Source organism: Cryomorphaceae bacterium, assembly GCA_017798125.1.
Taxonomy (GTDB): Bacteria; Bacteroidota; Bacteroidia; order Flavobacteriales; family ECT2AJA-044; genus ECT2AJA-044.
The window spans coordinates 2,544,864-2,565,737 of sequence record CP059070.1 but is presented as its reverse complement, the minus strand read 5'-3'; the positions used below and the strand labels follow the sequence as shown (position 1 = coordinate 2,565,737).

The window sequence follows — 20,874 nt, the reverse complement described above, 5'->3', positions numbered from 1 at the left end:
GCCAAAACTTTTACTCCCGATTTTTTGCTGCAATATTCGTACGGAGAGCTCAATGAGCGCGACCGCAAAGAGGTAGAAGCGCTCTGCATTCAAGATCCCTACTTGAGAGACGAGTTGGAAATGATCAACGAAAGTAAAGCTCTGTTGAACGAAATCGAATTACGCCCAAAAGAGCGTACAGTTCAAAACATCCTTTCATTCAGTAAAGCGTATCATGTGGACAAGCTTTCTCGTGGGCGTCATGCGGAAATGATTTTGAACTAATTTCGATCCGAAGTAAAGAAGTTAAGCGGCCCACTGTGGCCGCTTTTTTTTATTCGTAGCCGTTCTTCTTGAGGAACTCCTTTCGACCGATTGTTCTCGTGATGTAATCCCGCTCAGGCTTGAATCCCCTCGCAGGGCTGTACTGCCTTCCGTAGAATATGATCTGCAAGTGAAGCTTGTTCCATTTTTCTTTAGGGAAGAGTCGCTTGGCATCTTTTTCGGTCTGTGCGATGCTCTTGCCGTTAGAAAAACCCCACCTCCACATCAATCGGTGTATGTGGGTGTCTACAGGGAAGCTGGGTACCCCAAAACTTTGAGCCATAACTACTTGTGCGGTTTTGTGGCCCACTCCGGGCAAGGCTTCTAGTTTTTCTAGGTCCGCTGGCACCTCTCCTAGGTACTGCTCGGTTAATATTTGAGATAGTCCGCTGATGGCTTTCGATTTTGCCGGACTCAGTCCACAAGGCCGTATGATTTCTTTGATTTCCTCTACAGGGACCTTGGCCATATCGTAGGGGTTGTCGGCACGATCAAAGAGCAATGGCGTGATCTTATTGACACGTTCATCGGTGCATTGGGCACTCAACAATACAGCGACCAATAGAGTATAGGGGTCTTGGTGATCTAGGGGTACAGGAGTCTCAGGAAAGAGCTTTTCGAGCTCATCCATGACGTACTTCACTTTTTCAGCCTTGGTCATCAGCACGTCCGATGTAGGTTGAAATAATTCGTCTCAATTCGGTCAAATCAATCGGTTTAGAAAGGAAGTCATCCATCCCTGCACTCAGTGCTTGTAGTTTGGATTCTTGAAAAGCGTCCGCTGTTAAAGCGACGACAGCCAAGTGGTTTCGATCCTCTTCCTTCTCAATCTTCCGCCATTCCTGTATTGTTTCAATACCTCCTTTTACAGGCATTTGAATATCCATAAAGACCAAGTCATAGTCATTGGACTTCATCTCTTCCAGGGCTTGCTCACCATTGCTGACAATGGTAACCTCAGGGTTCCAAGCCTCAAGGACTTTTTTAAGAACAAGCTGATTCATGATGTTGTCTTCAGCCACCAACAAACGGAAAGGACGAATCAACTTCGCCTCGATAGAAACGGGCTCTGAGGCCTCTATCACATCTTGAGAAACCCGTCCAAAGGGCATTTCAAAAATGAAGGTGGAGCCTTTGCCTTTTTCGCTCTCAATCCGAATGCTTCCCCCTTGGCCTTCGATGAACTTTTTGGTGATGGTCAAGCCTAAACCAGTTCCTCCATACTTGCGAGTAGTGTCTACTCCTTCTTGCTCGAAACCATCAAAAACGTGGTCAATTCTATCTGGACTAATGCCGATTCCGCTGTCTTGAACCTTGAACTCTAACCAAATACGATCTTTCTCTTCCTTGGTTAGAAAGGCAGTAGTACGGATGAATCCTCTCTCTGTGAACTTCACGGCATTTCCGACTAGATTCAAGAAAATCTGATTCAATTTAACGCGATCTCCACTAATCAAGGACGGAATGTCTTCGTCGATTTCAGAGATAAAGTCAATCCCCAGTTCGTTCAAGCGGAATTCAAAGGTCTGTCGAATCCCTTTGAAGGAATGACGAAGATCGAACGGTATGGTCTCAAAGGTGAGCTTTCCTGCTTCAATCTTACTGAAGTCCAGTATTTCATTGACGATTCCAAGAAGATTGTCCGCCGAGTACTTCATGGAATGAACGTAGTGTTCTTGTTCCTCTTCCAAATCCTCTTGCATGAGAATGTCCGTAAGGCCAACGATAGCATTCAATGGAGTTCGAATCTCATGACTCATCTTGGATAGGAATTCGCTTTTAGCTAGCGTTGCCTTTTCGGCAATATCCCTCGCATCCATGAGCTCCAGCCTAGACTCAACCGTCTCGGTAATCTCAATGGCATATCCGATATACATGACAATTTCGTCATCCTCAATAACGGGATACCAGCGCCTTAGGTGATACTCTTTTCCTTTAGGACCTTCAAGTTCTTCAGTCCATTCCAATGTTTTCCGCGCTGACTTGACCCTGTTGAAGAATTCTCGACGTTCTTCCGCTATTTTGCGAGGCTTATTCCGGTACTCGACATACTCGAAGTCGTCTTTTCCGATCATCCAGTCACGGACTTCTTTGTTCGCTACTGCCTTTGGGTTGATGAACATATACCGATGATTACCATCGGCGACCACTACATCCGCCGGAATGTTGTTCAGGATTGCTTCGTAGAAGTTGCGCTGTTTCTCGAGTTCTTGAGTACGAGAGGCTACCTTTTCCTCTAGACTTTTGTTGAGTTCGGTCAATTCAACATTCGTCCGATAGAGTTGTAGAGATCGTTCTTCAAGAAAGTTCTCTGCTTCTTTTCTAGCCCTGCGTTCTCGCTCCAGAGCCTTTTTTAATATGTCAATTTCTTTACTCAAGCGTTGTCCGTCAAGCGAATCAGAACTTTAGAACCGTCTTCAGTGAGATTCTCGGTCTCCATGCTAATATCGCTTTCATAATGCTGGGCAGCTGCTTCAATCAAACCGAGGGCCAAATCAGACATCTTTCGTTCCGATGTATAGGTCATGAGTAACTCTTTCCCATTTCGCTCTGTTTCGAAACGAGGAAGTTCTGCATCTGGATAGAGTTTCTTGACTTCTACATGAATGTGGTTGTCAATTTTTTCAAGGAGGTCATAGGGATGTTCCACGCCTTCAAAGAAGACAGAGTAATTCTTATTGAAGGTGTTGAATAGGTGATGACCAAAGACCTTCAACAGATCGGGAACAGGAATTCCGGATTTTTGACTTAGGGCGACAACTAAAGAAACCATCTCGGAATGCGGATACGTCCCCACCGCTGTGTAGGCTCCTCCGCTGGCCAATTCTGTAGTCTCAATGAGATGATCTACCGTTTCTAGGCCGAATTTCTCTTCGACCAACTCCATAAACTCTGAGAACACTATACCTTTCATGACCTTGTGTATTTGATGTTAAATTAGGAAAAATTAAACCAAAGGATTATTCCCCACAGCACGCGAACATTAATGCATTGCCCTTGTCATTATTCAAAATATTAGTCATGAGTGAATTGAAAGAAGGTACGGCGGCCCCGGAATTTAATGGAGTAGACCAAAATGGAGCCTCTGTTAGTCTTGCCGATTTGAGTGGTAAAAAAGTGATCCTCTATTTCTATCCCAAGGATGATACGCCTGGCTGTACAGCAGAGGCCTGCAGCTTGCGAGACTATTATTCTGAACTCAAAGAAAAGGGTTTTGAAGTGATAGGAGTAAGTGCCGACAATGAGAAGAAGCACGCCAAGTTCGTCGAGAAATACGATCTACCTTTTCGCTTAATCGCGGATACAGAAAAAGAGGTTATCAACGCATATGGAGCCTGGGGCCTCAAGAAATTCATGGGGCATGAATACGAAGGGATCATTCGCAAGACCTTTGTGATTGACGAATCAGGAGTTATTGAACGCGTCTTTGACAAAGTGAAAACCAAGGCACATGCGGAGCAGATTCTGGAGTCTTATGCTTCGTGAATAAATAATTCATAAAAGGACATACAAACGCGTTGTCGATGGCCTCGACAAGGTCTATATTTGGTTCGAATTGAAGGAACTGAATTAGGATAGTACGACTATGGATGAAAAAGAAAAAGCAGCGAAATTAAAGGCGCTCAGGCTCACAATGGATAAGCTTGACAAGACCTACGGCAAAGGAGCAGTCATGAAGATGGGTGATTCTGCAGTAGAGAATGTTGACGCTATTCCTTCCGGCTCATTGAGCCTTGATATCGCACTCGGAATTGGAGGGTATCCACGAGGACGTGTAGTAGAGATCTACGGACCGGAATCATCAGGTAAGACAACACTCACTTTGCACGCCATCGCAGAGGCTCAACGTCAAGGAGGAATTGCGGCTTTCATTGACGCAGAGCACGCTTTTGATCGCTTCTATGCGGAGAAATTGGGTGTCGACATTGAGAACCTGTACGTCGCGCAACCAGATAATGGAGAACAAGCCTTGGAAATTGCGGATAACCTAATTCGTTCAGGAGCTATTGACATCATTGTCATCGACTCTGTTGCAGCACTAACACCTAAAAGTGAGATTGAAGGTGAAATGGGTGACTCCAAAGTGGGGCTTCAGGCGCGCTTGATGTCTCAAGCTCTTCGAAAGCTTACGGGGACCATTAATAAAACGGGATGCTGCTGCATCTTCATTAATCAGCTCCGTGAAAAGATTGGAGTGATGTTCGGTAACCCAGAGACCACAACTGGAGGAAATGCTCTTAAGTTCTATTCTTCGGTACGTTTGGATATCCGTCGCATCGGTCAAATTAAAGATACCGACAGTGTGAAAGGGAATCGAGCCAGAGTTAAAGTGGTTAAGAATAAGGTAGCTCCTCCTTTCCGCCAAGCCGAATTCGATATCATGTATGGTGAAGGAATCTCTAAATCCGGTGAAATCGTGGATTTAGGTGTGGACCACAATGTCCTACAAAAGAGTGGTTCGTGGTATGCCTATGGCGACACCAAACTCGGACAAGGTAGAGACGCAGTAAAGAATCTTCTTCAGGACAATCCGGAGCTCTCCGAGGAGATCGAAGGTAAAATCCGAGAACTGATTAATGGAGCTGAATGATTTTGCGTCGGCTTCTTATCCTATTAGCGCCCATACTTGTATGGGCTTGTTCTTCTGAGCCGAAGGTAGAAGAGGCGGAAGAGTCCGTCGTCGCTGCGCCCATAGATAGCGTTCGCGCCTTGGTTGCTCAAGACTCAAGCAATGCACAAGCTTATGCACGCTTGGCGATTTTGGAACTTCAAGGCCGTGATTTAAAAGCAGCTCAATTAGCTGCTAATACGGCTATTCGCTTAGATTCAAATGACTTGTATGTGCTGGAGTCTTTTGGAGATGTGTATTTCGTGCTCAATCAAACGCGAAAATCAAGAGACAGTTGGACGCGATGTGCACGACTTGATGAGGAGAACGTGGCCTGCAGACTCAAACTTGCCGAGCTATATTTTGCTGTTCGCAGTTATTCGGAGGCATTGGAACGGTTAAATGAAGTCCTCCTCATTGAAGGACGAAACCCTAACGCACTGTTTTTGAAAGGCAACGTGTACAAAGAGATGGGGGATACGGCGAACGCAGCTACCTTCATTCAGGCAGCCATCGATGCAAATCCGGAATTCTATGACGCCTATGAGCAACTCGGAGTACTGTACGCAGCTCAAGGAGATTCCTTAGCTGTAGTTTATTACCAAAAGGCCATTGAGCTGCGTCCAAATGAGCCCAATATCTATTATAACCTAGGTGTGTATCATCAAGCTCAAGAGCAATGGAATAGGGCTCTGGAGGCATATTCTTCAGCGGTTCAAGTAGACCCTAAGCATTTTAATAGCCATTACAACATGGGATACATACACGTTTTGTTGAGTGTATGGAATCAGGGAGCGGTCCATTTTACGGATGCTATCAATGCGAAAAATGACTATTACCAAGCGTTTTACGGCAGGGCGTACTGTTTTGAGATGCTCGGTGATGTGAAGCGAGCTAAAGAGGACTATGAGCGCGCTGTCAATATGAAAGTAGATTATCAGCCTGCTCGAGAAGGTTTGGACCGTGTAGAGCGGACCATGAGCGTTGGCCAATAAGCTAGAGCTTAGTCGTCAGACTGCGAACGACTTTAAATCCGGTCAAGAATTCTTTCGCGACAATCCGAATAAGTGTGTACAGTGGAATGGCAATGATCATTCCGACAACTCCGCCAATGGTTCCGGCCACAGAAATCACCAAAAAGATCTCTAGGGGGTGGGCTAAAACAGAATTGCTGAAAATTACGGGCTGAGAAACAATGTTGTCAAAAAGCTGCACGGCGATGAACGTTCCGAGGACCTGAGCGGCTAGTATGCCGGTATTATCAGCAAAACCAAGTTCGACATTCAGCAAGAGGCTGATCAATAAGGCAAAGGTTCCTCCGATAATGGGCCCGATATACGGGATGAGGTTGAAAATTCCGGCGAAGAAGCCAATAGTCAAGGCATATTTGACACCAAATATGGAAAGGCCAATCGTCAACAATAAAGTGACCACACTTATCTGAATCAAAAGCCCAATGAAATAGCGAGACAAGAGGCGCTGAGAGTTAGAGAGTACGCGCTTCATGGACTCCATGTGCTTTTCGGGAGTCAGAGAGTAAACCATCTGGGTAAGGATGTAATCGTCCTTCAAGAGGAAAAATGTAATGAAGGAGATGGAGAAAATGGCCACGACAATCCCACTAAAGGTTCCTAGAATTCCACCCATGAATGAAGATATGTCGGTAACCTGTAGGAGCTCGGATAATGGAGCTTCAAGCGCTGCGCGATTGTTGAGCGCTTCCGCCTCGAGGTTATAGCGCTCCAAGAAAGCTACCGCATCGGCCCGTAAGGGCTCCAACCCTTCCCAAACTTTTTTGACTTCGATATTGGATATGATCTCCACGCCTTGAGCAATCAGTGGGGTCAGCAGGCTAAAAAGGCCTACGAGAAAAACGATAAAGGTGGCCAAGACCATCAACGCTCTCAGCCAAGAAGGGATGTGTTTTCCCTTAATTTGAATTTTATGGAAAAGATTCATGAGCGGTCTCCCGACTAAAGCGAGTACGGCGCTGCAGATAAAATAGACTACAAGGGAACGCACATACCAAAGGAGGATCATGAATAGGATAACACTAATTCCACCGATGATTTGCCGTGTGCGTTGATTCATGCTATGGGTTTTCTTCGCCTAAAAATACGAATTGGATCAAGTTAGCTCCCATTTGAAGTGCTTGCTCACGAATTTGGGGACTGTCGTTATGAACTTCGGCGTCTTCCCACCCGTCGCCGAGATCACTTTCATAGGAGTAGAAGACCACTAGTCGACCTTCGTAAATAAGGCCTAAACCCTGGGGTGGAAGGTCATCGTGCTCGTGCACCTTGGGAAGTCCATTATCGAAGTTGAAACGACTGTGGTAAATGGGGTGATCAAAGGGAAGCTCAACCAATTCTAACTCGGGAAAGACCTTTTTCAACTCCGGACGGATATAGGGGTCCATTCCGTAGTTATCATCAATATGGAGAAATCCACCGGCAATCAGGTATTGGCGAATGTTCTCTGCTTCTTGAGCATCAAAGACGACATTGCCATGCCCCGTCATATGCACAAAGGGGTAATTGTACAGTTCAGGACTACCCACTTCAACGATATCGTAGTCGGGATCTATATCCGTTCCGAGTTGATCATTACAATAAGAAATAAGGTTTGTGATGCTGCTTGGATTCGAATACCAATCACCGCCTCCACGGTATTTAGCCACGGCCAACTTGAAGCTCTGGGCATGGAGTCCTAAAGTGCCTAAGAATAAGATGAAAAAGATGGATTTCTTCATAGCGCAAACGTATGGAACCTTAACGCAATTCCATAGACTTAAGTGCCAAGACTGAGCAAGAAAGTAGGCCTGCCGTCTCCGTACGAAGCCGCATATCGCCTAAATCGAGTCCCATCCATCCATGAGATTGAGCGAGTTCTATTTCGGATGAGGAAAAATCTCCCTCTGGACCTATGGCGATGACACAAGAATTTCCGGTGATGGATTGGATCGAAACCTTATCTCGCTTTTCGCAATGTGCAATGTACTTTTCTTCTTCCTGTACGTTCGGCCAGAAACTCGAAGTTTTAATCAGACCTTTGAGTTCGGGAAGCCAACTTCGCTTGCTTTGTTTCATCGCGGAAACCATGATGCGCTCAAGTCGATCAAAGTTGACCTTTGCTCTTTCACTGTGGTCTCCTTCGAGTAAAGTAATGCGTTCCACGCCGAGTTCAACCGCTTTTTCAACCAGCCATTCGATTCGATCCCGATTCTTGGTCGGGGCTATGGCGAGGTGAAAAGTGATGGCGCGCGGAGCTTCTTCAAATGTGTCTTGAACTTCCAGGGTTGTTCCTTTCGGGTCGGCAGTGCTAATGATGCACTGAAAGCGCTGACCTCTGCCATTGACAACTTCTACTTGGTCTCCTTCGCTTAACCTAAGGACTCGGACGGCGTGCTTGCTTTCATCCGGTGGTAGTTCCGGACGGGAGACATCAAAGTCTGGGGCGTAGAATTCCGGCATTACTGCTTGCTGATGAATTTTCCGACAAGGAAAGCTACCAAAACGGTCATATACACCTGTCCAACTAAAGACAGAGTATAGGCTAAGAATTGCGCTACGGGTGCTTTCGGGGTGACGTCTCCGTAACCCAGGGTCGACATGGTGACGAAGGAGTAATAGAAGAAATCGTGCAGGTTCGGATCTCCCGTATAGGCGAAGTAGAGTGCTTCAGGGTTAAAGGACTCCACGGCGATAAAAACGAGCCCAGCGGACATTCCTACCAGCAGATAAACACTAATAGCCCCCAAGATGACATGAAGATTGACCCGTTTGGATCTCGCAATTTGCATCATCATGCGAACTGTGAGCAATCCGAAGAAGATAATGACCACAAAACCCAGAATGATCCTTAAACGTGGAGGTAGCACAAAAAAAGTGGTCACCTGTGCCACGGCTGCACTCAAGCCTAAGGCGATCCACCATCTGCCTTGGGGATGATCGGGATCAAGGCTGTATACAGCGGTCAAAAGAATGACCAACAAAATGCCACTGAACACCCAGTTCTCCGCCTGCGTATGATCGGCAACCGCCATAGCGAAAAGGCCAAATAAGGTCGTAGAGAGCATGAGGGTGTAAGGCTCCCTCAATATGGCCCTTAGTCGTCGTATGGGTCTACTTCGTCTCAATCGTCCAATGAAGGAATTTGACCAGGCAAATAGGGCAATCCAGTCCCGTCCATTTGGCTGTATAGTTCTGTCAATGCTCCATCAATGCTTCGTAATTCATCCAAGACCGGCCCAATGGCTTCGCGAATGTAAGCGGCATTTTCCAGCTGCTGTTCGGTCGGCTCGGAACGCACACTCCACGCGTAGTAAGCCGTCATGCCCAATCGATTGCTGATGCTCGGTACGGTGGCAAACTCTCGACTGCTCAATGTTGCATCACCGTCCAAGGTGATCTTCAATTGATGCAATCGGTCTTTGAGATCATTCATTGCCGCCGCATTGGTGCTATTAAAGGCGTTCGTTTGTTGCATCAGTCCCCTGAGGTGCGCCCACTGCGAAACCAATTCTGAACGAGCATCACGAGCACCATATACAATTCGATTCAGATCTCGCAAATCATTGAAAAAGGCCAATAGAGCCGCTTCATCCGAGGCAGGAAGGGACACATTATTCAGAGGGACACAATTGAATTCCTGAGCTTCAACAAGGGTACGTATTCCAGAAGTATCCACCTGGTGAAGACTGATGTAATAGGTTCCCGGAACGGCCGGGAAACTTCCTCCAGCGTCGTAAAATACATTCTTCGCCTTGGTTGAGATCGGATCTAAGCTCTGATACTCAAAATCCCAGGTGATTTGGTGAATACCCTTGCTGGCTGAGGCCTTCATCCGGCGCACCAGATTTCCATCGGCATCGGTGATGTCGAAATAGACGTAGGGCTTTTCTTCAGTATCCTCTGCAAGGAGTTCTTCATAGCTCGGATAGGGGGTGTCGTTCCCGTTCTTGGCCAATTTCGCTTCAGCTTTTTTTCGAGCACCCTTACGGGTGGATAAGCTCTCCTTCAGATAATAGGTAATGGTGGCCCCAAAGGAAGGGTTCTCAGCGGACCAATAGGTCTCGCCCTTGAAGCCGTTTTTGCCATAAATGTTCGGCGATGCTTCACGATACATCAGCGCATCGGGGATCTCGAAGATATGCGCTTCATTTTCCATCAATTCGTCGCTCATTTCGCGAAGAGGGGAGTAATCGTCTAGCACATAAAACCCTCGACCAAAACTCGCAAGGACCAAGTCGTTGTGCTCGGGCTGAATCTCCATGTCTCGAACGGCAATCGTAGGCAATCCCGACTTTAGCTGAACCCAGTGGTCTCCGCCATCTATACTGACAAAGGCACCAAACTCCGTTCCGCAGAACAGGATGTTGGGGTTCTCATGATCTTCGGCAATACAGTAAACGGAACCGCGCTCCGGCAGATTTGATGCAATAGAACTCCAGCTTGCGCCTTTATTCGTGGATTTCAAGATATAAGGCTTGAAGTCTCCGTTCTTGTGGTTGTTGAAGACGGCGTAAACCGTTCCCTCATCGTGCTGAGAGGCCAACAGATAATTGACATAGGTGCGCTCTGGAACTCCGGGGAAATCATCATAGGTTTTCCACTCGCCGCCGTCGTTGTCAGTAACGTGGATGAGACCATCATCGGATCCGGCGTAAAGCAGACCTGGCTTGACGGCACTTTCATGCAGGGCCACCAAGGCCCCATAAATACTGGTGCTTTTGTTTTTCATCACGGCATCCACACTCCAAACGCGGTCCATGACAGGCAGTGCGTTTCGGTCTAATCCGCGCGTCATATCTTCGCTAATGGCTTCCCAACTCTGTCCGCGGTCGTCGCTTTTATAAAGGCGGTTTGCCCCAAAGTAAAGTCGAGTGTGGCTGTGTGGGCTGATGATGAGTGGAGCATCCCAGTTGTATACGAGGGCATCTTCACCCGGTTTGGGCATGGGCTTGATGTCCACGCGCTCTCCAGATTGACGATCATAACGTACCAAGAAACCATATTGGCTCTGAGCGTAAATGATGTTGGGATCAGTGGGGTCGACTTGGGTTTCAAACCCATCTCCTCCCTTGGTGAGGAACCACTTTTCGTTGGGAATACCCGCGTCGTCGATGGTCTGTGAAGGGCCGCCCATGCTGAAGTTATCTTGGGTTCCACCGTACACGTTGTAGAAGGGTTTTGCGCGGTCCAAGCTCACCTTGTAGAACTGAGTTACGGGTAGGTTTGGATGGTACTTCCAGGTCGCCGCACGGTCAAAACTCTCGTATACCCCACCGTCACAACCGGCGAGTAAATAGTCTTCGTCATTCGGATCAATCCACAGGCAGTGGTTGTCTACGTGCTTGTTTCGCTCTCCGGTATCGTCAAAGTTGGCTCCGCCATCGCGGGTCACATACCCGTAGGTGTTCATGACATAAACCGTGTTCACATCATTGGGATGAGGTACGAGCTCTTGGTAGTAGTTTCCGCTGGTACTTAAGGAGTTCATCTTGCTCCAGCTCTCACCGCGGTCCGTTGAGCGGAAAAAACCTCCTGATTCAGATGCAGCTTCAATGATGGCGTAAAGCACGTCCGGATCCGCAGGACTCACCGCCATTCCAATTCGACCGACATCGCCAGATGGAAGCCCGGACTTTAGCTTGCGCCAGTTCGCTCCACCGTCTTCGGATTTGTAGATAGCCGATTCCGGTCCACCGGAGATATACGTCCAGACATGACGTCGTCTTTGGTGCGCAGTAGCGTAAAGAATATCCGGATTGCGCGGATCTAGGTGAATTTCATTGAAGCCGGTGTGCTCAGAAACTTCCAAAATGAGCTCCCAGTTCTCACCACCGTCGGTGGTCTTGTACACTCCGCGCTCGCCACCGGCACTCCATAGTGGTCCGTAGGCGGCCACGTAGACCACATTGCTGTTGCGTGGGTCCACGGTGATCATCCCGATGTGCTCGGAGGTCTTCAGTCCCATGTTCTTCCAGGACTTTCCGCCATCGCGGCTTCTGTACACACCGTCACCGTATGCGACAGAGCGTTGGTTGTTGTTTTCACCGGTTCCCACCCAAATAACATTGGAGTTGTTCGGATCCATGGTGACACAGCCGATGGAATAGGAGCCTTGGCTGTCGAATATGGGCTTGTACGTCGACCCGGCATTCGTTGTTTTCCAAACTCCTCCGGAAGCCACAGCCACGTAGTATTCGGCTCGATCTTCAGGATTGACGGCGAAGTCTGCAATACGACCAGAGGTCAGTGCAGGTCCGAGGTTTCGAAAAGAGAAGGTGCCTAAGTCACCCGACTTCAGCCAATAGCCATCATCGGATTGTGCTGAGGCAAGTAGGGTACAAAAAGCGAGTAGTAAAGTGTAGTATTTTTTCATCAGTCGAATTTTCAGGAAGCCCAAAATACTAAAAAAGGCGCCATGCACTACGGAGGAGGGGACCGCAATGGGTCAAATAAAAAAGCCCCGCCATAAGGCAGGGCTTCGATGAGTTTTATCGTGCCGTTAGGCACCCAACTTGGCTTGCAAGCCTTCGTCGAGGGCAGCCAAGAATTCCTCTGTTGTGAGCCAGTGCTCGTCGGTCATGTCTTTACCGTGAATCAAGAGGGCGAGGTCTTTGGTCATGCGCCCGCTTTCAACGGTCTCGATACATACCGCTTCCAGTGAATTGGCGAAATCGATCAAGGCTTGATTGCCGTCGAGTTTCCCACGGTGTGCCAGTCCTCGCGTCCAAGCGAAAATAGAGGCAATCGGGTTGGTCGAGGTTTTCTTTCCTTGTTGGTGCTGACGGTAGTGACGGGTTACCGTCCCGTGAGCCGCTTCTGCCTCCATTACTTCTCCATCTGGAGTTAAAAGGGTAGAGGTCATCAAGCCTAAGGAACCGAATCCTTGAGCAACGGTATCGGACTGAACGTCTCCGTCGTAGTTCTTACACGCCCAAACAAATCCACCTTCCCACTTGAGGGCAGCAGCAACCATGTCGTCGATCAAACGGTGCTCGTACGTGATCCCAGCAGCGGCGAACTTCTCAGCGAACTCGCTGTCAAACACTTCTTGGAAGATATCCTTGAATCGTCCGTCGTACGCCTTCAAAATGGTGTTCTTGGTACTCAAGTACAGCGGCCACTTCTTAGCCAAGGCTTGATTCATACAGCTGCGCGCAAATCCGTAGATCGATTCGTCGGTGTTGTACATGCTCATGGCAACGCCACCATCGCCTTCGAAGTTGTACACTTCCCAAGTTTGCTCTTCACCACCACCTTCAGGAATGAAGCTCATGGTCAATTTTCCGCGTCCTTTAATGACGGTGTCTGTAGCGCGGTACTGGTCGCCGAAAGCGTGACGCCCGATGCAGATGGGCTGTGTCCATCCTGGAACCAATCGAGGTACATTGCTCATGATGATCGGCTCGCGGAAAACGGTTCCTCCAATGATGTTACGGATGGTTCCGTTTGGAGAACGCCACATTTTCTTCAGGTCAAATTCTTCAACGCGCGCTTCATCTGGTGTGATGGTCGCACATTTGATACCCACCTTGTGCTTTTTGACAGCTTCAGCAGCGTCCACGGTGATTTGATCATCCGTTTCGTCGCGCTTTTCAACTCCCAAATCGTAGTATTCCAGTTGGATATCGAGGTAAGGAAGGATCAATTTGTCCTTGATGAATTGCCAAATGATCCGCGTCATTTCATCGCCATCCATTTCGACCACAGGATTGGCAACTTTAATTTTTTCGAAACTCATAATAGGTATAGGTTAAAACGTCAAACTCGTTTTGAAGAGTCGCGAATTTAAGAAATTAAGGGTAAAAATGCCCGTAAAACCCTAGCGCATAAAGGGTCACAAAGACACTTAAAAATCGACGTCGAGGTCTAGGCGCTGGCGCAAATCGAGTAAGGCGGGGTTCTTTTCGGCCATGTGCTTGAACTTCTCCTGGGGCGTGTAGAGTTGCTTGACTTGCTCGTGATCCAGCACAATGACCTCGAGTTGCATGTGGAAGTTGTTGAGTCGCGTGCGCAGGAACTCCATGAGCTCGGGTTTCTCCTTCTCGATCTCGTTCCGCTGGATGTTGTTCTCCACTTCAAAGGTCACATGATACTCGGCACCAAGATTTGGCTTGTGCTTGTTCAGTGTACTCATCAAGCTCCATTTCTGCTCTTCTTTGAGCTTATCGCAATAGAGGTCCCAATAGTACTGAAGGCGCTCCTGATCAAAAGGATCCGCCGGTCCTTTCGGAGAATCACTCTCAACAACAGGCTTTTCCTGAGCTTTTTTCTCCTGCTCATCCATCAGGTCATTGATGGAAATGGTTGCGCCGCGTCCTCTTTTGGCTGTGGCCCTACGGGCCGATGGTACCGTCACCGGAGCATTCGCCACCGGTTCAGGAGTTGACGCCTTTTCCACCTCGGGCTCAGGAGGAGTCACGGCAACGGGAGCAGGTTCCGGAACGGGCGTAGGTTCGGGAGTTGGAGTGGGCGCGGGCTTGGAAGCCGGCGCTGCAGTTTGAACTGGAGCTGGGCTTTCTTGAGATTCCGCTTGAGGTGGAGTGGAGGCGCTGCTCTGATAGCGCGTTTTGGCCTGAGCAGGAGCGAGGATTCCCGCTTCTTCAACTACTTTTTTTTTTACCTCCGCATCCAGGGAGCTCAATTGCATCAGCGTAATCTCGACCAAGAGGCGTTGGTTGTTGCTGGTCTTGTACTTGACATCCGCGCCATTGGTCAGTTCAAGGGCTCGGACCAGCCAAACCATGGAACAAGACTGGGATTGCTCTCGGTACCGCGCCTTGATGCGTTCACCCACTTGAAGAAGCTGAAGGGTTACTTCGTCTTGGCAGACCAGTAGGTTCCGCAGATGCTCTGCCAAACCACCGATGAAGTGATGTCCGTCAAATCCACGCTGTAAAATTTCGTCAAACAACAACAGGCTAGAACTGATGTCCTGCGCCAAGAGGTGATCCACGAGCTTGAAATAGTACTCGTAGTCTAGGATGTTGAGGTTGTCGATGACCGCTTGATAGGTCAATTCGTTTCCGGAGAAGCTCACCATCCGATCAAAGATGGAAAGGGCATCTCTCATGGCACCATCCGCCTTTTGGGCAATGATGTGCAGAGCGTCTTGTTCCGCTTGCACACCTTCTTGCTCGGCAACGTATTGAAGGTGCCCCACAATGTCTTCCACTCCAATGCGGTTGAAGTCAAAGATTTGGCATCGGCTCAAGATGGTTGGAATGATCTTGTGCTTCTCCGTGGTGGCCAAAATGAAGATGGCGTGAGCGGGTGGCTCTTCCAACGTTTTCAGAAAAGCGTTGAAGGCCGCTTGGCTGAGCATGTGGACCTCATCGATGATGTAGACTTTGAATTTCCCGCGTTGGGGAGCAAAGCGTACTTGGTCGATGAGGTTTCGAATGTCGTCTACCGAGTTATTCGATGCGGCATCCAGTTCAAAAATGTTGAAGGAGAAATCATCGTCTCCACCCGTCAACTCAACTCCGGCATCGTCCAGGTTAATGGCTTTAGCCAGAATTCGCGCACAGGTGGTTTTTCCCACTCCTCGAGGGCCACAAAACAAGAGGGCTTGCGCGAGGTGGTTGCTTTTAATGGCATTTTGGAGGGTGCGTGTAATGGACTGTTGGCCCACCACGCTCTCAAAATTCTGCGGACGGTATTTCCGCGCTGAAACAATGAAATTCTCCATAGGACAAATATAGAAGGGCGTTTCTTTTTCCACTTCCCCAAAACACAGGAGTTATGAACAGAATATAAAGACTCGCACGTGGTTGTTCGGGTGAAGGGTATTTTTTATCTTTGCCGTCCGTTTTTACGGACTAGTTAATTCATTGATTATCAATTAAACGATTCTGAGATGTCGAATCAGTACGAGACCGTCTTCATCTTACATCCCGTTTTATCTGAAGACCAGATAAAGGAGACGGTAAAGAAATTCCAGGATTTACTCAAAGCCGGAGGCGCTGAGTTTGTATCCGTGGAAGACTGGGGGCTGCGCAAGTTGGCCTATCCCATCCAAAAGAAGAAAAGTGGATTCTACCACCTTTTCGAATTCAAAGCACCTGGTACCCTTATTGACGGTATTGAAACCGAATTGCGCCGTGATGAGCGCATCATGCGTTTCTTGACCGTACGTATGGACAAGTACCACGTAGAGTACGCTGAAAAGCGTCGTAAGCGTTTGTCGAACAAAAAACAGGAGGCATAATCATGGCTGAAGGATTGATGAAAGAAGCCCAATCGAAGGGCGGAGGTCAAGGAGACATTCGTTACTTGACGCCTCTAAGTATCGACACCGGTAAAAAAGAAAAATACTGCCGCTTCAAAAAAGCAGGCATCAAATTCATCGACTACAAGGATCCAGATTTCTTGTTGAAGTTGGTGAACGAGCAAGGAAAAATCTTGCCTCGCCGATTGACCGGTACCTCATTGAAGTATCAACGTAAAGTTGCCACGGCTATCAAACGTGCTCGTCACTTAGCACTGATGCCATACGTGGGTGACATGCTTAAATAAGGAGCACCATGGATATCATTCTGAAACAAGACGTTGAGAACCTAGGGTTCAAAGACGATATCGTAACAGTTAAGCCAGGATACGCTCGTAACTACTTGATTCCACAAGGGATCGGTATTATGGCGACTCCTTCTGCAGTCAAAATGTTGGAAGAAACGCTTCGTCAGCGCGCTCATAAAGAAGCGAAGTTGATTGAAGACGCGAACAAGACTGCTGCTGCATTGGCGGAAGCTGAAATCGTAATGAAAGCAAAAGTAGCCAAAGGTGGAACCAAGTTGTTTGGTTCTGTTACCGCTTCAGACCTCTCTGCCAAATTGGAAGAGATGGGGCACAACATCGACCGCAAGTACATTGCGATCACCGGTGGTGCTGCAAAAGCACTTGGTAACTACGAAGCGGTAATCCGCTTGCACCGCGAAGTACGCGCGAACGTTAGCTTCGAAGTGGCTGGAGAATAAGGTATATACCTCATCCGAATAGAAAGCCCCGCCTTGTGCGGGGTTTTTTTATGGCTAATTTTCTATATTTATGCTAAATAAATATATACAGGTGTCCTCGGGACACTTAAAACCATGAAAATCTGCCCCCGTTGTCAAAGTGAGCGCAATGTAAAAAGTGGTGTCGTCGGCGGGCGACAACGATTCCGCTGTAAGAATTGTGGTTACCACTTCACGGTGAGTAAGTTGGGTAAGAAGATCGATGACTATTATGTCGTTAAAGCGCTACAGCTCTACGTTGAGGGGGTCAGCTTCCGAGAAATTGAACGACTTTTGGGCGTCAGTCATGTCAGTGTCATGAACTGGGTACGGGCCCATAAGATCAAGCGCCCGACCACTGGTGATTATCATCCTACCTATAAAATCTTGACCCACGATGAATTGATGGATTTTTATCGGGATCGAGACAATATATCCGGAGCTGGGATGATCGTAACAGAGCTCGGCGATAAATTTATGCTCATTAAATGGGAGCGTTTCCGCTAGTCCCATCGCGCCGTGAGGCGCAAAAGATATAGCAAATTAGCATTTGTATATATCATATTCGTTTTTCTCTAGGTTTTCAGTGAGTTTCGATCCTGAGATTTCGGCCGAAGTCCACCAACTCTAAACCTTTAACTATGAGAAAAGCGATGCTACTCTTCGCGGTGGTCGGCCTATGTCTACACTACACGTCCTCCGCACAAAATGTCCCAACCGAATACGGAAGCGGTCTTAAGGTCGACTTGAGCGATGATGGTCAAAAGTACTTTAGACTCATCACTTGGCACCAAGCTTGGCTAACCGGGGCCCAGAACTCCAACGACGAATTTCAAATTACACCGCGGCTGCGCCGTTCGCGATTGCTCATGTTCGCACAACTGAGCGATCGTTTTTTGATTCTGACCCACTTTGGACTGAATAACTTAACTCCTGCTGGATTGGATCCCGTTGGATTCAGTTCTCAAGCGCAGCTGTTTATGCACGATGCTTGGGTGGAATTCAAAGTGACCGACAATATCTACCTGGGTTCTGGTCTCCATTATTGGAACGGAATTAGCCGATTGACCAACCAGAGTACCCTGAACATCATGCCGCTGGACAATACGCGGATGGCTTGGGCAACGATTGGAACGACGGATCAGTTTGCCCGTCACCTCGGGGTATACGCCAAAGGTAAAGTAGGCAAGCTCGATTATCGAGTGGCTTGGAATAAGGCCGCGGTCAATAGCTTAGACCAGCAGGCTGGTTTGGCCATTACCGGCGATCAGGCGGTATACAGAGGAGCTGCACTTTTCGGAGGTAAGGATGCCGGGAATATCTATCAAGGATATTTCATGTATCAATTCTTGGATCAAGAATCGAATAAGCTTCCCTACCTAGTGGGTACCTACCTTGGGAAAAAGACGGTCTTCAACATCGGAGCTGGATTCTACACCCACACCAACGGAAGTGTGACTCAAGATGCGATGGGCGATACCATTGGCCACAATGTGAGCCACTTTGGATTCGACGCCTTCTACGATGCGCCTATAGGAAATGAAATGGCGATTTCGGCCCTAGCGGCCTATTACCTTATGGACTATGGTCCCAATTATCAATTGGCCGGCTCTAGCCAAGTCATCGCTTCGGGTAACGGTTTCTATGGTCAGGTCGGTCTTCTCCTTCCTGCTTTTACCAAGATTGGTCGTTGGCAGCCTTATGTCACGTATTTGTCTCGCGGAGTGGATGCTCTTGACGGTAACTACAACCATATGGGATTGGGAGCCAACTACTTCATCAGCGGACACAATGCTAAAGTTTCACTGGAGTACCGAAATGCTTCACCTGTTGCCGGTGAGAACACCAGTCAGTGGGTAATGCAAGCCATGATCTTCTTATAAAATCAAAACCATGAGTAACAAATCTTTACAACAGTATTGGAAAAAGAACTTGGGCTATCTGGGGATTCTCCTGGCCATCTGGTTCGTGGTTTCCTATGTCTTTGGAATCTTGCTGGTCGATCAGCTCAACGCCATTCGCGTGGGGGGCTTCAAGCTCGGTTTCTGGTTCGCCCAACAGGGCTCCATCTACACCTTCGTCATTTTGATCTTCGTCTACGTTCGGCTCATGAACGGTCTGGATCGCGAATTCGACGTGGAAGAATAATCACCTATTAAAAGACGAAAAAATGGATATTCAAATTTGGACCTATATCATTGTTGGTATCACCTTTGCGCTCTACATCGGAATCGCAATTTGGTCTCGTGCCGGCTCTACAAAAGACTTCTATGTTGCCGGTGGGGGTGTTTCTCCTCTAGCCAATGGTTTGGCTACAGCGGCGGACTGGATGTCTGCAGCTTCCTTTATTTCCATGGCGGGAATCATCAGCTTCTCGGGCTACGATGGCTCGGTATATCTGATGGGCTGGACAGGAGGATACGTACTTCTCGCTCTTTTGCTGGCTCCGTATCTTCGGAAGTTTGGAAAATTCACAGTTCCTGATTTCATCGGGGACCGCTACTACAGCAACGTTGCGCGCACGGTTGCCGTAATTGCCGCACTCTTTGTCTCCTTCACTTACGTGGCGGGGCAGATGCGCGGAGTTGGGGTTGTTTTTGCCCGCTTCCTGGAAGTAGACATCAACACGGGAGTGTACATCGGTATGGCTATCGTGTTCTTCTACGCGGTGCTCGGTGGAATGAAGGGGATTACCTATACCCAAGTAGCACAGTATTGCGTTTTGATCTTCGCCTTTATGGTGCCCGCTATTTTCATCTCCATTCAAATGACCGGAAACCCTATTCCGCAACTCGGATTCGGAGGAACTGCGGCGGATGGATCTTATCTCTTAGACAAGCTTGACGGACTTCACGCGGAACTCGGATTTGCCGAGTACACCAACGGGAGCAAAAGTATGCTCGACATGTTCTTCATTACCGCAGCTTTGATGGTGGGAACGGCGGGATTACCGCACGTGATTGTCCGTTTCTTTACGGTACCCAAAGTACGCGACGCCCGACGTTCAGCGGGATACGCACTGCTGTTCATTGCCATTCTCTATACCACTGCTCCAGCCATTGCTGTATTTGCGCGAACCAACCTCATTGAAACGGTGAGCGACAAGGAGTACAGTGAGATGCCTGAATGGGTGCCAAACTGGGAAAAAACAGGTCTATTGGCCTGGGTGGATAAGAACGAAGACGGTAAGATCAACTACCTGCCCGGAAGTGCAGTGAACGGTAAAAAGCCCGTTTTCTCGGGTGAGACAGGACCTTATGGTCAGCGTATGGTAGAGAATGCGAACTTGGATTCTCCCAATGAGCTTTTTGTGGATCGAGACATCATGGTACTGGCCAATCCAGAGATTGCCAACCTGCCCAATTGGGTGATTGCCCTCGTTGCGGCGGGAGGTCTAGCTGCGGCACTATCTACAGCGGCTGGATTGCTCTTGGTCATCTCTACCTCGATCGCGCATGATTTGATCAAGAAGCAGATTGCTCCAGATATTTCAGAGAAAGGGGAACTCATCGCTGCTCGATTAAGTGCAGTAGTGGCGGTGACCGTGGCTGGATACTTCGGTATCAATCCTCCAGGTTTTGTGGCCTCGGTGGTGGCTTTGGCCTTTGGGTTGGCTGCGGCTTCCTTTTTCCCTGCCATTGTCATGGGAATTTTCTCCAAACGCATGAATCGTCAAGGCGCCATTGCCGGTATGATTGTCGGTTTGGGAATTACCATTTACTACATCGCCCGATTTAAGTTGGGTTGGATCGGAGATCCAGCTACAGCAACCAAAGACCACTGGTGGTTTGGTATCTCTCCAGAAGGATTTGGTACCATCGGGATGGTGATCAATTTCGCGGTCGCGTGGATCGTAGCCTTGTTTACCCCAGAACCTCCTCAGGATGTTCAGGATCTGGTTGAGGACATCCGGATCCCGAGCGGAGCAGGTTCTGCCGTAGCACACTAATCGAGCGAC

General features: G+C 48.3%; 21 protein-coding genes. 11 read left to right on the top strand and 10 right to left on the bottom strand.

All coding sequences use genetic code 11. From position 1 onward, the window contains the following. Positions 1-24: 24 nt before the first annotated feature. A complete protein-coding gene (locus HZ996_11385; protein ID QTN39717.1) occupies positions 25-264 on the top strand; it encodes a hypothetical protein in 240 nt (79 codons plus the stop codon). 49 nt (positions 265-313) lie between these two features. Here the strand turns inward: HZ996_11385 and HZ996_11380 are convergent, their stop codons facing one another. Genes HZ996_11380 through HZ996_11370 form a run of 3 tightly spaced genes read right to left on the bottom strand, consistent with a single transcriptional unit; the run spans position 314 to position 3,217 of the window. Then, positions 314-964 (bottom strand): endonuclease III, encoded by a 651-nt coding sequence (locus HZ996_11380; GenBank protein QTN39716.1) that lies wholly within the window; start codon positions 962-964, stop codon positions 314-316. After that, on the bottom strand, positions 951-2,681 hold the full coding sequence (locus HZ996_11375; GenBank protein QTN39715.1) for a response regulator: 1,731 nt from the start codon (positions 2,679-2,681) through the stop codon (positions 951-953). Before HZ996_11375 ends, HZ996_11380 begins: the two co-directional genes overlap by 14 nt. Beyond that, complete coding sequence (locus HZ996_11370; protein ID QTN39714.1) at positions 2,678-3,217, bottom strand: heme NO-binding domain-containing protein; 540 nt, start codon at positions 3,215-3,217, stop codon at positions 2,678-2,680. The genes HZ996_11375 and HZ996_11370 overlap by 4 nt, the downstream gene beginning before the upstream one ends. A 107-nt stretch (positions 3,218-3,324) precedes the next feature. Between HZ996_11370 and bcp the strand changes: the two genes are divergently transcribed. The 3 genes from bcp to HZ996_11355 all read left to right on the top strand — a co-directional run bounded on the left by bcp (position 3,325) and on the right by HZ996_11355 (position 5,907). Next, positions 3,325-3,789, top strand: a complete 465-nt coding sequence (gene bcp, locus HZ996_11365) for a thioredoxin-dependent thiol peroxidase (GenBank protein QTN39713.1) — start codon at positions 3,325-3,327, stop codon at positions 3,787-3,789. 100 nt (positions 3,790-3,889) lie between these two features. Then, positions 3,890-4,894, top strand: a complete 1,005-nt coding sequence (gene recA / locus HZ996_11360; protein ID QTN39712.1) for a recombinase RecA — start codon at positions 3,890-3,892, stop codon at positions 4,892-4,894. Then, the gene (locus tag HZ996_11355) at positions 4,891-5,907 is read left to right on the top strand and encodes a tetratricopeptide repeat protein (protein ID QTN39711.1); all 1,017 of its coding nucleotides are present in this window, start codon (positions 4,891-4,893) and stop codon (positions 5,905-5,907) included. Before recA ends, HZ996_11355 begins: the two co-directional genes overlap by 4 nt. A 1-nt stretch (position 5,908) precedes the next feature. On the opposite strand, the gene HZ996_11350 is transcribed toward HZ996_11355, so the two are convergent. The 7 genes from HZ996_11350 to HZ996_11320 form a co-directional block, all read right to left on the bottom strand. Further along, complete coding sequence (locus HZ996_11350; GenBank protein ID QTN39710.1) at positions 5,909-7,003, bottom strand: AI-2E family transporter; 1,095 nt, start codon at positions 7,001-7,003, stop codon at positions 5,909-5,911. Between the two features lies 1 nt (position 7,004). After that, positions 7,005-7,664, bottom strand: coding sequence for a DUF4159 domain-containing protein (locus tag HZ996_11345; protein ID QTN39709.1), 660 nt, complete (start codon positions 7,662-7,664; stop codon positions 7,005-7,007). Positions 7,665-7,683: 19 nt separating this feature from the next. Then, complete coding sequence (locus tag HZ996_11340) at positions 7,684-8,385, bottom strand: 16S rRNA (uracil(1498)-N(3))-methyltransferase (protein QTN39708.1); 702 nt, start codon at positions 8,383-8,385, stop codon at positions 7,684-7,686. After that, positions 8,385-8,990, bottom strand: coding sequence for a hypothetical protein (locus HZ996_11335; GenBank protein QTN39707.1), 606 nt, complete (start codon positions 8,988-8,990; stop codon positions 8,385-8,387). The genes HZ996_11340 and HZ996_11335 overlap by 1 nt, the downstream gene beginning before the upstream one ends. 56 nt (positions 8,991-9,046) lie before the next feature. Then, on the bottom strand, positions 9,047-12,298 hold the full coding sequence (locus HZ996_11330; GenBank protein ID QTN39706.1) for a glycosyl hydrolase: 3,252 nt from the start codon (positions 12,296-12,298) through the stop codon (positions 9,047-9,049). Between the two features lie 126 nt (positions 12,299-12,424). Continuing rightward, positions 12,425-13,663 carry an NADP-dependent isocitrate dehydrogenase gene (locus HZ996_11325; GenBank protein QTN39705.1) on the bottom strand — a complete coding sequence of 413 codons (1,239 nt, stop codon included), beginning with the start codon at positions 13,661-13,663 and terminating at the stop codon, positions 12,425-12,427. 108 nt (positions 13,664-13,771) lie between these two features. Next, positions 13,772-15,613, bottom strand: coding sequence for a DNA polymerase III subunit gamma/tau (locus HZ996_11320; protein ID QTN39704.1), 1,842 nt, complete (start codon positions 15,611-15,613; stop codon positions 13,772-13,774). A gap of 168 nt (positions 15,614-15,781) precedes the next feature. Here HZ996_11320 and HZ996_11315 point away from each other — a divergent pair, with 168 nt between their 5' ends. The 7 genes from HZ996_11315 (at position 15,782) to HZ996_11285 (ending at position 20,865) form a co-directional block, all read left to right on the top strand. After that, positions 15,782-16,132, top strand: coding sequence for a 30S ribosomal protein S6 (locus tag HZ996_11315; protein ID QTN39703.1), 351 nt, complete (start codon positions 15,782-15,784; stop codon positions 16,130-16,132). A gap of 17 nt (positions 16,133-16,149) precedes the next feature. Continuing rightward, positions 16,150-16,440: a 30S ribosomal protein S18 gene (locus HZ996_11310; protein ID QTN40046.1), complete on the top strand. Its 291-nt coding sequence runs from the start codon at positions 16,150-16,152 to the stop codon at positions 16,438-16,440. A gap of 8 nt (positions 16,441-16,448) precedes the next feature. After that, positions 16,449-16,898 (top strand): 50S ribosomal protein L9, encoded by a 450-nt coding sequence (locus HZ996_11305; protein QTN39702.1) that lies wholly within the window; start codon positions 16,449-16,451, stop codon positions 16,896-16,898. A gap of 114 nt (positions 16,899-17,012) precedes the next feature. Next, the gene (locus tag HZ996_11300; protein ID QTN39701.1) at positions 17,013-17,423 is read left to right on the top strand and encodes an IS1 family transposase; all 411 of its coding nucleotides are present in this window, start codon (positions 17,013-17,015) and stop codon (positions 17,421-17,423) included. 134 nt (positions 17,424-17,557) lie between these two features. Beyond that, entirely contained in the window at positions 17,558-18,799 is a 1,242-nt protein-coding gene (locus HZ996_11295; GenBank protein ID QTN39700.1) for a porin, read from the top strand. Positions 18,800-18,809: 10 nt separating this feature from the next. Further along, positions 18,810-19,064 carry a DUF4212 domain-containing protein gene (locus HZ996_11290; GenBank protein QTN39699.1) on the top strand — a complete coding sequence of 85 codons (255 nt, stop codon included), beginning with the start codon at positions 18,810-18,812 and terminating at the stop codon, positions 19,062-19,064. Positions 19,065-19,086: 22 nt separating this feature from the next. Continuing rightward, positions 19,087-20,865: a cation acetate symporter gene (locus HZ996_11285; protein QTN39698.1), complete on the top strand. Its 1,779-nt coding sequence runs from the start codon at positions 19,087-19,089 to the stop codon at positions 20,863-20,865. The last annotated feature ends 9 nt before the right edge of the window (positions 20,866-20,874 follow it).